Source organism: Thalassovita sp. (assembly GCF_034670005.1).
GTDB lineage: Bacteria > Pseudomonadota > Alphaproteobacteria > Rhodobacterales > Rhodobacteraceae > Thalassobius.
Genome location: NZ_JAXMOH010000002.1, coordinates 53993 through 65699 on the forward strand (window position 1 = coordinate 53993; position 11707 = coordinate 65699).

Consider the following 11707-nt stretch of genomic DNA (forward strand, 5'->3'; position numbering starts at 1 on the left):
GGTTTCAGGATGGGGTGAGATCGTCAACAGAGGCGCGCAGCAGCCGCGCCTCACCCATCATCGCGACCAGAACCTCGATATGATTTGCGCAGGAATAGCTTGCGCTGTCTTTTTGGCGCTGTTGGTTCAGTTCATCCTCGATCTCCAGCAGGCGCGATAGAGCCGGACCATTCGCCGGCAAGGTAATGGTCGCAAGAAGGCGGCGCAAATGCAGGTTTCGATTATATTCTGTTGCACCGTGCCGCGCCGCACGGATCAACAATGAAGGCCGGCGCAATTGCTGCAGAATTCCAAGCAAATCGGTCATTTTATGAACTCCAACTCGAAAATTACCCACTTTCGCTAACACAACCAAAGAGGGTGTTGCGCTTTTGTTGCACTCTGCGTGCGGGCGTTTCCGATACTGTTCATAATTTGGAAACAATGATTGCTAACGAGGAAACCGTTAACCAACAGTTAGCAATACCATTCCTAGGTTGTGGATTGTTTGGGGGGAAAGTTGTGCATAAGCAAGGAATTACCCCTGACCTAAAGGAATAGACTATGTCGGACAGTATGTTGTCAGATATCAGCCCAAACCGATTGCCTGGATGGGTCCCGTCGGCGGCATGGTTATATCTGGAACACACTGAAAAAGGCCTGTCGATGCGCCAGCTGGCGCAGCGAACTGGATGTCATGCCTCGACCGTGATGACCGATTGGTTGATGAGGCGTTGAAACGACTGGGTCGACAATATTGCAAAACAGCCAAAACGGAATCCTCGCCCCCTCATAAGCACAAGGATTCCACGATGAATATGCAAAACCCTGCGGTGTCTGTGTTGCCTGACGACGCTCTTTTGAATGACGAAGCCTTGCGCATCTTGCGCCGACTTGCTGAACCTGCTGCCGTGCTTGCGGTGGCGGCAGAACTGGAAAAAGCAGTGGTTGTGCGAGAGACCGAAAGTGGCGCGAACACCCGCACCGCTGTGGTCGATCGTCACGTTGCTGAGGCAATGGCATTAAAAAACTGGATCGACTGTGCTGAGCCGGGGCGGATTTCCAGATATCATATCACGTCTGAGGGGCGCACGGCGCTGGCGCAGTTGCTGGCGTGGTCTGAATCGCGGGTCCAGAATGGTTCAGTTGAAGCACAAACGCCCTTTGTCAGCTGGACCAGAAATAGGAAAGGCCAAACCGACGGAAGAACGCGCAGACTACGCTATAATGCTGCGGAATCGCCCTTGATTTTGTTGGCGCGGCGCAAGGATAGAAACGGAGAACCGTTTTTAGGGGCCGATCTGGTCGCAGCAGGTGAAAGACTGCGGGAAGATTTCGAACTGTCGCGTTTGGGCGCGCACGGGGTGCAGAACTGGGATCGTTTTCTGACCGAGGCGGAACACTTTGGTTCGCCTGCTTTGGAACAGGGCTATAGACCGGATGTGGCACGTGAACGCGTTACCGGTGCGCTAAGGGAACTGGGCCCCGGTCTGGGCGATGTTGCGCTGCGCTGCTGCTGTTACCTGGAAGGGTTGGAGGCTGCGGAAAAACGGATGGGTTGGTCGGCGCGATCCGGCAAGATCGTTCTGAGGATCGCGTTGCAACGGCTGAAGCGCCATTACCGATCGTTAGGAGAGGCCGGTGCCATGATCGGGTAGGGTGCCGTCGTCGGCTTCTTAGAGTTTGGAAACATCTCCGCTACTTTAGATCACGGTCTTACAGCGCTTTGGCGCTTTGCGCGGAGCGCCAACCGTAGTACCAGCATTGTGTTTCCTTCTATAGCGAAGGCTTGCGGGATTTTTCAATTGTGATAACCGGATATTATGAATGTCACTCTGAAACAACTTGAATATTTCGTGGCTCTAACCCGGCATCGCAATTTCGGTCGGGCGGCTGCTTCCGTCCATATTTCCCAGCCAGCGCTGTCGGTACAAATCAGGGAGCTCGAGGCACAATTGGGGCAGCCACTGGTCGAGCGCAAAATCCGCGACGTCGCCCTGACACCGTTCGGCCGGACGATTCTGGAGCACGCGGAGAGGGTTTTGGGGGAAATGCGGGCGCTCAGGGAAGCTGCGCGCTGGCATGATGGTTTGTCGGGGCAATTGCGGCTGGGCATCATTCCCACCGTCGCTCCTTATATCTTGCCGGCTGCGCTTGCGGCACTACGCTCGCGCGATATTTCACTCGATGTACAGGTGCAGGAAGCCGTGACCGCCCGGCTGATCGACAGGCTGCGTTCCGGGGCTCTTGATGTCGCCCTGATGGCGTTGCCCTGCAACAAAGAAGGGATGAACGAAGTGCCTCTGTTCGAAGACCGCTTCGTTCTGGCAGGTACCCGATCAAGGCTTGAGGCATTGGGGGCGTTGCGGGAAAATCTGCGCCCGACCGAGTTAGGGCAAAATTCTTTGATGCTGCTGGAAGATGGGCACTGTCTGACCGATCAGGCGCTTGAGGTCTGTGGCCGGGGCAGCGGGCACGCGCAGATCAACATGGGAGCCTCGTCGCTCGCGACGCTTTCGCGCCTTGTCGAGGCAGGCTTCGGTCTGACCCTGATGCCGGAACTGGCACTGCGGTCTGAAGCACTGGCAACGCCAAATCTGCGGCTGGCCCGGTTTGCTGATCCGCAACCGGCGCGGCAGATCGGTCTGGTGCACCGGAAAACCACCAACGAAGGCAAGTGGTTGCAGGATCTCGCAGAGATACTGACCAAAGCGGGGCGGGAACAGATCGCCCAGGCAAATGATCTTGTCATGGCCTGACTGCTGTTGTCCGGCTGAATCGAAACGTTAACAAAAACGCCCGCAGGTTCCGGAACCTGCGGGCGGGTATTGGTCGGACTCGGTTTTTTTTATTCTGCGGCCACGGCGGATGCTGCGGTTTCCAGATATTTCATCAGGTTTTCCGGCGAACTTTCGCCATAGGGGTCTTCACCGTGATTATCGGCACGACCGGGTTCTTCGAACCAGGCCTCGACGGTGCCATTGTTAACGATGGCGGCATAGCGCCACGACCGCATGCCGAAGCCCAAGTTGTCCTTGGCGACCAACATGCCGATCTTGCGGGTAAACTCGCCCGATCCGTCGGGGATCACCTTGACGTTGGCAATACCCTGAGCTTCGGCCCATTTGTTCATAACGAAGCTGTCATTCACCGACATGCAGTAAATGTCGTCGATACCAAGGTCCTGAAATTTTCCGGCATTATTTTCAAAACCGGGAAGCTGATAGGTTGAACAGGTCGGCGTGAACGCTCCGGGCAGCGAAAACAGGATCACCCGCTTGCCGGAGAAATAATCTGCGGTGGTCATATTCTGCCAACGGAAGGGATTCGAGCCGCCGATGGAGTCGTCGCGTACTCGGGTGTGGAAGGTAACGTCGGGCAGTTTCAGGCCAGCTTGCATTTTTTGGGAATCCTTTTTGTTGGTTCGGCCCCAATTAATAATCATTCTAAAACTGACGGCAATTTGTTTCTGCGGGTGCATTGTAAGTATTACTGTGACAAATCATGGTATTGGTTTGATTAGAGCCGTGATAACGTTGAAAAATGCCGCGCCTGCAGCGTTGTGCCAGTAGGGATTTGCATGGCGGCTATGCGGCTCTGGCGGTTCTGGCGTCGAAGAATTATAGTATGGATTGAAAAACATCAGGACAGACCCCGTGCGCGATTTAAAAATCCCCCAGCAACGGCATCCGGAAAAGGCGCATCGCCCCGATAATGCCCAGCCCAAGAAACCCGAATGGATTCGCGTCAAGGCACCGGTTTCCGAAGGCTATAAAAAAACTCACAAAATCATGCGTGACCACAAGTTGGTCACGGTTTGTGAAGAAGCTGGGTGTCCCAATGCCGGCGAATGCTGGAGCCAGGGTCACGCCACCATGATGATCATGGGCGAGGTTTGTACCCGGGCCTGTACCTTCTGCAACATCGCCACCGGCAAACCGCCCGAAGCGTTGGATGCGTTTGAACCGGGACGTGTCGCCGACGCGGTGCAAAAACTGGGTCTCAACCACGTGGTGATAACTTCGGTGGATCGTGATGACATCACTGATGGCGGGGCAGAGCATTTCGCCCAGACCATCCGTGCCATCCGGCATCGCAGCCCGAAAACCACGATCGAGATTCTGACCCCGGATTTCATAAAATGCGATCCTTCGGTGCTTGAAGTGGTGGTCGAGGCCAAGCCCGACGTCTTCAACCACAATCTGGAAACCGTGCCCGGTCTCTATCCCGAGGTGCGCCCGGGCGCGCGATATTTCCATTCCCTGCGGCTGTTGCAGCGGGTCAAGGAACTGGACCCGACGATGTTCACCAAATCCGGCATTATGGTAGGGCTGGGCGAAGACCGGCAGGGCGTTCATCAGGTTATGGACGACATGCGCGCTGCCGATATCGATTTCCTGACCATCGGGCAATATTTGCAGCCGACGCCAAAACATCATGCGGTCGATCGGTTCGTGCATCCGGATGAATTCAAATCCTATGAAAAAACCGCCTATGGCAAAGGGTTCCTGATGGTTTCGGCTACCCCGCTGACCCGGTCGTCCTACCACGCTGGCGACGATTTCGCCCGGCTGCGTGCGGCGCGGCTGAAAAAGCTCGGCCAGGCCTGATTTCAGTCAACGCCCGATTTTACTGGCGGATGGGGGCTCCGCCCCCAAACCCCCGGAGTATTTTTTCCAAGAAGAAGAGCAGAGATAATGGCGTTTCTTCTTGGCGCAAATACTCCCGCCGGAGGCATACCTGAGGATAATCCGGCAGGGATTGTCCTGAGATATTCTGCACGCCGGGCACGGGCGCACCTTTTGGTTAGTCTACCGCGGGCACGATTTTCAGATAAACCGCAATGGCATGGAGGTCCTCCCGCGGCAGGTTAGCCAGATTTTGGACCACCTCTGCCATTTCGCCACCGGCGCTGTCGTATTCAGGCGTGAAGCCAGACGTGAAATATTCCACCAGATCAGCCTCTGACCAGTGGAGTTTCGCGGGGGTGATATTGGGAATTCTGCCTTTGCCAGATGGGTTTGGCGCGCCACCGAGCCAGCGGGCGTAATCAATCCCGCCAAGCGCGTTGCGGGGACTGTGACATTCGCCGCAATGGCCCAGCCCTTCGACCAGATCACGGCCCCGGGTTGCCATCGGAGGCAACGTCCCGGACAGAATCTGTGCCGGGCCGCCGAACAGAATTTTCCATCCCCCCAGAGCCCGGCGGATGGAGAATGGAAACCCAACCTCGTGTCTTTTGCTGGGGATGTCGGAGGCAGGTAGTGTTTGCAGAAAAGCCCAGAGATCGGCGACGTCCTGCGGACTTATTCTTGCATAGGAGGTGTAGGGAAAGGCCGGGTAGTAATGTTGCCCCGACGGAGAAGTTCCATGCAACATGGCATTGGCCAGGTCGACCAGTTCCCAGGTCCCGATCCCATTTTCAGGGTCGGGTGTAATATTGGGCGCGTAAAAAGTGCCAAAGTCGGTGATGAAGCTGCGCCCGCCTGACAGGATCGTTCTTTCCGCGTCTTCCGAACGTGGGGCCGAGTGGCAGGCGGCACAGCCCCCTGCCCAGAACACGGTTTCGCCATGTGCTGCATCGCCGCTCAGCGCTGCGAACTGCGCTTCGGAAACGCGTTCGGGCGCGGTGGCCCACCAGCCAGCCGCGCCCGCCAAGAGGGCAAACAGGACGCCATATCGCAGCAGTCGTTTCATCCCCGACGGTCCCGGATCAATTTTCCGGAGCGCGGTAGGTTTTGTGGCAGCCACCACAGGCGCCGCCCAGTGGTCCCATTGCGCCTTGCAGGGCTTCGAGGCTGGTGCCTGCTGCCATTTCCATTGCGGCCGCAGCTTCGGAAAGCGCTGCGGCTTTTTTCATCACATCGTCCTGATTTTCCCACAGGTCGGGCAGGGCGCGGGTGTCGTCGGCTGACATTTCATCCGAACCTTGTGGCCACAAACGCGACGCGTCTAGTTGGGTCAACAGAACCAGACTGGAGGCCGCAGCCTTGGCGGCATCAGCGTTATAGGGAATAGCCCCTTTGGCCATGCCGCCCAGAAGGCCCAAATTATGAGCGTAAAGGCGCATCTGCCCCTGGCGGGCCTCGATCACGCTGTTGATTGCGCTGTCATTTTCAGCAAACACCGCGCTGCCGAGCCCGGTGATAAAGGCCGCGGTTAGAACACATTTGGAAATGGCTTTCATTGGCGAAACTCCTGTTGAATGAAAAACACTCGCAGCTTAGCGGCGCGAAGCATGAATGGTGTTCACAAAATCGTTAGCGATGCTAGCGGAGCGGGAAACGGCCAGTGCCGGCTTCAATCGTCATCCAGCCCGGCCAGCCGATCCAGCGCTCTATTGCAAAAATCAATAAACACAAGGCGATCACCGCGAGCACAAGTTTGACCCGGCGCTCGGACGGTGGGCGGTGGGCCCATTTCGACATGCGAAACAGCCAATGCATCAGCCGTCTTTAGCCTCAACAAAGCGGACCTTGCCGATAAACGGCAGGTTGCGGTTGCGTTGTGCGAAATCAATGCCATAGCCGACAACGAAGTCATCGGGAATATCAAAGCCGATCCAGTCGGCTTTCACGTCGGTTTCCCGGCGCGACGGCTTGTCAAGCAGGGCGATTGTCCGCAATCGTCTGGGATTGCGAGATTTCAGCAGTCCCAGGACATGAGAGAGCGTATAACCAGTATCGACGATATCCTCGACAACCAGAACGTCGCGGCCTTCGATTTCACCGCGCAGATCCTTCAAGATACGCACTTCGCGACTGCTTTCCATTGCATCCCCGTAAGAAGAAGCTTCCAGGAAATCTACTTCGACCGGCAGGTCCAGTTCGCGCACCAGATCAGCGATGAAAACGAAACTGCCACGCAACAATCCAACAACAATCAGTTTGTTGGTTGTGGCGAATTCCGTTTCGATTTCGCGCGCCAATGCTTCAATCCGCGCGGCGATCTGCTTGGCTGAGATGATTTCGTCGATGACATATGGACGCTCTGGCATGACACCCCCTTGCATTTTCGTGCTCAGTCTACGAAATGGTCCCCCATTGTCACGCGAAATAGGGGCGACATGCCGACCCATTCCGAAACCCGGTACCTGCCATATAGCGCGCAGCAGATGTACGATCTGGTCGCCGATGTAGCGGCTTATCCGAAATTCCTGCCTTGGTGCGCGGCGGCACGGATCCGTAGTGTGACCGCTCAGTGCGATGGGTCGCAGCTCATGGAGGCGGATCTTGTGATCAGCTTCAAAGTGTTCCGCGAAAGATTCGGCAGCCGGGTGGTTTTGCATCCGGAAACCAAACAGATCGACACCGAATATCTGGACGGTCCGTTCAAATACATGAAGCCGAACTGGGCGTTTGCCGAAGCCGAGGGCGGTTGCGAAGTGTCTTTCTTTGTCGATTTCGAAATTAAGAATGCCGTGCTGCAGGGTATCATCGGCGTGGTCTTCAACGAGGCGATGCACCGCATCGAGAAAGCCTTCGAGGACGGGGCCGAGGTGCTCTACGGCTAACCGTTCCGCGCCAGCGACAACCCGCATCATTGTTCATTTTCGCCCCTTGTTGCGCAGCTATAGGGGGGGGTAGGATGTGGGTGCTGCTAGTAGGGGTTGATTTATGGAAGTGCTGTTGATGTTGTTGGGTCTGGGAGGCGTCGCCGCCCTGATGGGGATGTTTGAAGCGGAGGGGGAAAGTGAATTTGAAGCGGAGGGGGAAAGTGAAGAGGAACCGGATATTGAGATCGAAGGCACTCACGCTGCGTTTGAAAACTTTGCGGTCTTAAACGACACTGTTTTTTTGGCAGACGGCTGGCGTGATGAAGAGATCATTGTTGATTCGCAAGGTGTTGAGGCGGGCGTGGATCGTGTGGGTGTTTATCTCGAAAGCAATCCTGGTGAGCAATCCGATATTCAGTTCGAATTGAATGATGACGAAAACCTGGAAATTCAGGGCTTGCCTTGGACACCGTCAATTGTTCTTGAGGGGGTTTCGTCTGCGCCAGAAGGGCTAATGGAAGTTCATTTCGGCTATGTTGGGTCGGATGGGGTTGTCGAAGCCGAAGACATTGACGCGAGTTTCGAAAGCGTTGAGGTTTTGACCGGCAATGAATCCGACGAGCATTTGACGGTTGAAGCCGGTGGACTTGATTTAGCTGCGGTGCTCGGCGAAGGCGGCGAAGATACCATCAGTTATAGCAATGACGCCATTCTCCGCGCTTATGGTGGCGACGGAAACGACCATATTGACACCTCTGAGGCATCTTCCAGCTATGAAGGGCAAGCCATTCTCGACCATGATTCCACAGTAACGATCTTCCGCATTCTGAATGACGGTGGCAGCTTTGAACCCGTTTTGATTGATGGCATTTATGGCCAAGCAGGCGATGATCAAATCCTGCTCGGCGAACGAATGGCCGTCGTCGATGGCGGAGAAGGTGATGACGTTATCACCGGCACTGCGGACGCTGCGTTGTTGGTGTCAGGCGGCGCCGGGAACGATTTGATCGACATGCGCACAACCGGTGATACCAGCGATATTGTTGCCTTTGGAGGAGACGGAACAGACACATTTTTGGGCGGCGCGGGTGATGATGTTTTTATTGACTACGGCGACGACGGTGACGGTATCGAGCATTTCGACGGTGGTGGCGGCGATGACACCATCTGGGGCAACACTGGCTCGGCCCTAATCGAAGGTGGGACCGGAGACGACTTCATCTCGGGCTATGATGTCAGTGAAGACTATGCCTACTTCGCGACCACACCGTTTAGTTCCTGGATCGACAATGCGCCTGATACGCTCGACGGTGGCACGGGCGACGACACGCTGGTCGGCAGCACCGGGGATGTGATGGCCGGAGGCGACGGAAATGATACATTCGAAATCTATTCCGCTCTGGGCGCTGCTGAGGATGGTGAGGCAGCGGTGATCACTGATTTCGAACCCGGCGAGGAACAACTGACCGTGACCATCCATTTCGACGACATCGGAGCCAGCTCAGATTATTGGGTGGATGACGAAGATTGGGACGCTGGATTCAACCCCGATCTGGTGGAGGTGGATGGCGATACCCATGTGATGTTCGAAGGCCAGACTCTGGTGGTGTTGGAAGGGACGACGGGGGTTTCGGCGGACTCAATCAGCGGCGAGGTCTTCCTGCCCTATCACCGCTGGTAGGATCTGCTCAGAAACCCGCAAAAGGCCGCTTCTCCAGCGGCCTTTTTTGTTGCGACTGGCAAGGAAGGTCACCGCAGGAACCGGCCGCGCCCGTTGTCGATCTCCATCCAGTCCGGCCAGCCGATCCAGCGTTCCACCGCATAGAGCGCCAGGCACAGCCCCAGCACGGCAAGCACCAGCTTGACCCGTTGTTGGCTCGGCGGGCGACGGGCCCATTTGGCCACGCGAAAAAAAACCAGAGCATAGCTCAGTCCTGTCTGGTGAAGCGCACCTTGCCGATCACCGGCAGGTTGCGGTTGCGTTGGGCAAAGTCGATGCCGTAGCCGACGACAAATTCATCCGGGATTTCAAAGCCGATCCAATCGGCGCGCACATCGGTTTCGCGCCGCGACGGCTTGTCCAGCAGCGCGATCGTCTTCAACTTTTTGGGATTGCGGACCTGCAGCAGGTTCAGCACATGGCGCAGGGTAAAACCGGTATCGACAATATCCTCGACCAGCAGCACATAGCGCCCCTCGATCTCGCCGTGCAGGTCTTTCAGAATCCGCACCTCGCGGCTGCTTTACGTTGCATTGCCATAAGAGGAGGCCTCGAGAAAATCGACCTCGACCGGCAGGTCGAGTTCGCGCACCAGATCAGCGATGAAAACGAAACTGCCACGCAACAACCCAACAACAATCAGTTTGTTGGTTGTGGCGAATTCCGTTTCGATTTCGCGCGCCAATGCTTCAATCCGCGCGGCGATCTGCTTGGCTGAGATGATTTCGTCGATGACATTATGGACGCTCTGTCATGACACCCCCTTGCATTTTCGTGCTCAGTCTACGAAATGGTCCCCCATTGTCACGCGAAATAGGGGCGACATGCCGACCCATTCCGAAACCCGGTACCTGCCATATAGCGCGCAGCAGATGTACGATCTGGTCGCCGATGTAGCGGCTTATCCGAAATTCCTGCCTTGGTGCGCGGCGGCACGGATCCGTAGTGTGACCGCTCAGTGCGATGGGTCGCAGCTCATGGAGGCGGATCTTGTGATCAGCTTCAAAGTGTTCCGCGAAAGATTCGGCAGCCGGGTGGTTTTGCATCCGGAAACCAAACAGATCGACACCGAATATCTGGACGGTCCGTTCAAATACATGAAGTCGAACTGGGCGTTTGCCGAAGCCGAAGGCGGTTGCGACGTGTCCTTTTTTGTCGATTTCGAGTTCAAGAATGCGGTGCTGCAGAAAATCATCGGCGTTGTGTTCAACGAGGCGATGCACCGCATTGTGCGGGCGTTCGAAGCACGGGCGGCGCAGCTTTATGCCTGATGTGATCGGGTTGCGGTCAAGAAAATACCTGTTTCTCAACGGAAAGTTTCATAAATCTGCCTTGTTTATTCTACTACGGGTAGGCTAGGCTTGTCCAAACACATGTCAAAGTGAGGCAAGGGATGGAACTTCTTCTTCTTCTTTTTCTGGGGTTGGGCGGAATTGCCGCCATGGCGATGGATGGTTCGGAGCAAGATGAAGTCGATACTGCGCCAGAGGATGACGGGCAGTGGGAAACAATCACCGGGACCGAGGGGAATGACACGCTCAGCATTGCGGGCGCTGATGGCCCGGAAGGTGTAAGTGATCTGCACATTCACGAATTCTCTCTGGCGGAGTGGGCGATTTTTCCGGTTGGATCTCAGCAATATGAGGACATCGTGGATCCCTCACAGCTGGACGCTGGCGAAGGGGATGACCTGATCCAGGTGCATGATGGTGCTTCCTCTGTTGATGCAGGAGCGGGCAACGACACGGTGACAGGCAGCGCAGCCAGCGTGACGATCGTGGACGCGGGCACCGGTGACGACCTGATTGACATGAGCGCGGGTGAAGCGGGTCATGCCAGCAGTCTGGTCGTTTCCGGGACCGGTGCGGATACCTTTATGGGGGGGGAAGGGGAGGATTGGTTTTTCGGCACATCTTCCTTCAATGGCGAACAGGGGACGGGCGGAGACATTGCATACGGTAATGGAGGTAACGACACCCTTCTGGGAAGCTATGATGCCGATTTGATTGACGGTGGCGACGGGGATGATTTCCTTTCTTCCGTGCGAGATGTTGTCGAATACCACCCCAGTGAGGGATCCGGGTTCCCAAATGTCGATGCGCTGGACTACGCCGATAGCAGCGCCGACACGCTGATCGGTGGTGAGGGCAATGACACGCTGACCGGCGATGGTATGGACGTCATGACGGGCGGCGCAGGTGTCGATACATTCAATGCTTACCTTCGGCCACAGGATCCGGGCGAAGCGGTCACGGTTACGGATTTTGATCCTGAGACGGAATCGCTGACCCTGACCATTCATTTCGATGAAATCACCACACCCCCGTCCCATTGGGACGATGCGCTTGACTGGGAGGCCGGTATCATCCTCGATTTGATGGAAGCTGGGGGTGATACGCTGGTCCAGTTCGAAGGCGAAACATTGGCTGTTTTGCAGGGGGTTACCGGTGTTCCGGCCAGCGCTGTGGCTGGCGAGGTCTTCATGCCCTATGATCGCTGGTAGGTTACGGCAA

At 56.1% G+C, this 11707-nt stretch carries 13 protein-coding genes and 1 pseudogene; 7 read left to right on the forward strand and 7 right to left on the reverse strand.

The genetic code is table 11. The features are described from left to right. Window positions 1–4: 4 nt before the first annotated feature. Window positions 5–307 (reverse strand): DUF6477 family protein, encoded by a 303-nt coding sequence (locus VOI23_RS04180; protein ID WP_323782023.1) that lies wholly within the window; start codon window positions 305–307, stop codon window positions 5–7. Between the two features lie 484 nt (window positions 308–791). Between VOI23_RS04180 and VOI23_RS04185 the strand changes: the two genes are divergently transcribed. Beyond that, window positions 792–1637, forward strand: coding sequence for a DUF6456 domain-containing protein (locus VOI23_RS04185; protein WP_323782025.1), 846 nt, complete (start codon window positions 792–794; stop codon window positions 1635–1637). A 165-nt stretch (window positions 1638–1802) separates the two neighbouring features. Next, window positions 1803–2738, forward strand: coding sequence for a hydrogen peroxide-inducible genes activator (locus VOI23_RS04190; RefSeq protein WP_323782028.1), 936 nt, complete (start codon window positions 1803–1805; stop codon window positions 2736–2738). 89 nt (window positions 2739–2827) lie between these two features. Here the strand turns inward: VOI23_RS04190 and VOI23_RS04195 are convergent, their stop codons facing one another. Next, window positions 2828–3379, reverse strand: a complete 552-nt coding sequence (locus tag VOI23_RS04195) for a peroxiredoxin (protein ID WP_323782031.1) — start codon at window positions 3377–3379, stop codon at window positions 2828–2830. Between the two features lie 256 nt (window positions 3380–3635). Here VOI23_RS04195 and lipA point away from each other — a divergent pair, with 256 nt between their 5' ends. Continuing rightward, window positions 3636–4589 carry a lipoyl synthase gene (gene lipA / locus VOI23_RS04200; RefSeq protein ID WP_323782034.1) on the forward strand — a complete coding sequence of 318 codons (954 nt, stop codon included), beginning with the start codon at window positions 3636–3638 and terminating at the stop codon, window positions 4587–4589. Window positions 4590–4785: 196 nt separating this feature from the next. Here lipA and VOI23_RS04205 read toward each other — a convergent pair whose 3' ends face one another. The 4 genes from VOI23_RS04205 to hpt (VOI23_RS04220) form a co-directional block, all read right to left on the reverse strand. Beyond that, on the reverse strand, window positions 4786–5676 hold the full coding sequence (locus VOI23_RS04205) for a cytochrome c (RefSeq protein ID WP_323782037.1): 891 nt from the start codon (window positions 5674–5676) through the stop codon (window positions 4786–4788). Window positions 5677–5692: 16 nt separating this feature from the next. After that, window positions 5693–6166, reverse strand: coding sequence for a cytochrome c (locus tag VOI23_RS04210; protein WP_323782040.1), 474 nt, complete (start codon window positions 6164–6166; stop codon window positions 5693–5695). An 82-nt stretch (window positions 6167–6248) separates the two neighbouring features. Next, a complete protein-coding gene (locus tag VOI23_RS04215; RefSeq protein ID WP_323782044.1) occupies window positions 6249–6425 on the reverse strand; it encodes a hypothetical protein in 177 nt (58 codons plus the stop codon). Beyond that, complete coding sequence (hpt, locus tag VOI23_RS04220; RefSeq protein ID WP_323782047.1) at window positions 6425–6976, reverse strand: hypoxanthine phosphoribosyltransferase; 552 nt, start codon at window positions 6974–6976, stop codon at window positions 6425–6427. Before hpt (VOI23_RS04220) ends, VOI23_RS04215 begins: the two co-directional genes overlap by 1 nt. Window positions 6977–7045: 69 nt before the next feature. On the opposite strand from hpt (VOI23_RS04220), the gene VOI23_RS04225 reads away from it, so the two are divergent. Further along, complete coding sequence (locus VOI23_RS04225) at window positions 7046–7492, forward strand: type II toxin-antitoxin system RatA family toxin (RefSeq protein ID WP_323782051.1); 447 nt, start codon at window positions 7046–7048, stop codon at window positions 7490–7492. Between the two features lie 103 nt (window positions 7493–7595). Further along, the gene (locus VOI23_RS04230) at window positions 7596–9155 is read left to right on the forward strand and encodes a calcium-binding protein (RefSeq protein WP_323782053.1); all 1560 of its coding nucleotides are present in this window, start codon (window positions 7596–7598) and stop codon (window positions 9153–9155) included. Window positions 9156–9402: 247 nt separating this feature from the next. Here VOI23_RS04230 and hpt (VOI23_RS04235) read toward each other — a convergent pair. Then, window positions 9403–9949 (reverse strand): annotated as a pseudogene (gene hpt / locus VOI23_RS04235) (hypoxanthine phosphoribosyltransferase). Between the two features lie 69 nt (window positions 9950–10018). Between hpt (VOI23_RS04235) and VOI23_RS04240 the strand changes: the two are divergent. Beyond that, window positions 10019–10465, forward strand: coding sequence for a type II toxin-antitoxin system RatA family toxin (locus VOI23_RS04240; RefSeq protein ID WP_323782056.1), 447 nt, complete (start codon window positions 10019–10021; stop codon window positions 10463–10465). A gap of 122 nt (window positions 10466–10587) precedes the next feature. Then, window positions 10588–11697 carry a calcium-binding protein gene (locus VOI23_RS04245; RefSeq protein WP_323782059.1) on the forward strand — a complete coding sequence of 370 codons (1110 nt, stop codon included), beginning with the start codon at window positions 10588–10590 and terminating at the stop codon, window positions 11695–11697. Window positions 11698–11707 lie beyond the last annotated feature (10 nt).

Excerpts from the sequence above, each read along its gene's own strand:
- VOI23_RS04225 (WP_323782051.1), top strand. The coding sequence starts at position 7,046 with ATGCCGACCCATTCCGAAACCCGGTACCTGCCATATAGCGCGCAGCAG.
- VOI23_RS04180 (WP_323782023.1), bottom strand. The coding sequence starts at position 307 with ATGACCGATTTGCTTGGAATTCTGCAGCAATTGCGCCGGCCTTCATTG.
- hpt (WP_323782047.1), bottom strand. The coding sequence starts at position 6,976 with ATGCCAGAGCGTCCATATGTCATCGACGAAATCATCTCAGCCAAGCAG.
- VOI23_RS04190 (WP_323782028.1), top strand. The coding sequence starts at position 1,803 with ATGAATGTCACTCTGAAACAACTTGAATATTTCGTGGCTCTAACCCGG.
- VOI23_RS04210 (WP_323782040.1), bottom strand. The coding sequence starts at position 6,166 with ATGAAAGCCATTTCCAAATGTGTTCTAACCGCGGCCTTTATCACCGGG.
- VOI23_RS04185 (WP_323782025.1), top strand. The coding sequence starts at position 792 with ATGAATATGCAAAACCCTGCGGTGTCTGTGTTGCCTGACGACGCTCTT.
- VOI23_RS04240 (WP_323782056.1), top strand. The coding sequence starts at position 10,019 with ATGCCGACCCATTCCGAAACCCGGTACCTGCCATATAGCGCGCAGCAG.
- VOI23_RS04215 (WP_323782044.1), bottom strand. The coding sequence starts at position 6,425 with ATGCATTGGCTGTTTCGCATGTCGAAATGGGCCCACCGCCCACCGTCC.
- VOI23_RS04245 (WP_323782059.1), top strand. The coding sequence starts at position 10,588 with ATGGAACTTCTTCTTCTTCTTTTTCTGGGGTTGGGCGGAATTGCCGCC.
- VOI23_RS04230 (WP_323782053.1), top strand. The coding sequence starts at position 7,596 with ATGGAAGTGCTGTTGATGTTGTTGGGTCTGGGAGGCGTCGCCGCCCTG.
- VOI23_RS04205 (WP_323782037.1), bottom strand. The coding sequence starts at position 5,676 with ATGAAACGACTGCTGCGATATGGCGTCCTGTTTGCCCTCTTGGCGGGC.
- VOI23_RS04195 (WP_323782031.1), bottom strand. The coding sequence starts at position 3,379 with ATGCAAGCTGGCCTGAAACTGCCCGACGTTACCTTCCACACCCGAGTA.